The sequence below is a fragment of the Alkalibacterium sp. s-m-28 genome (assembly GCF_054658175.1).
Genome location: NZ_BAAGIQ010000502.1, coordinates 1 through 247, shown reverse-complemented (window position 1 = coordinate 247; position 247 = coordinate 1). Strand labels below are relative to the sequence as shown.

Genomic DNA, 247 nt, shown 5'->3' with positions numbered 1-247 from the left:
TTGGGGTTTTTGTGTTTCTCTATCTCGCCTAAATCGTTGGTAGTGATAGCGAAATCGGAAATGCCTAAATCAATCCCGATTTTTCTTTTGGTAATTTCCACTGCTTCGTCTTCTGATTTTACCAGAATAGAGACGAAATACTTTCCCGACTTGTTCATAGAAATGGTGCACGACTTGATGACTCCTTCAAACTTTCTGTGTTGGTTCAGCTTCACGAATCCAGTTTTTGGAAGTTTGATTTTCCCGT

General features: G+C 39.7%; 1 pseudogene. It reads right to left on the bottom strand.

Annotated features, from left to right (window positions below):
* Positions 1 to 247, bottom strand: a pseudogene (locus ACYQ4S_RS13040) (RNA-guided endonuclease TnpB family protein); the annotation flags it as partial.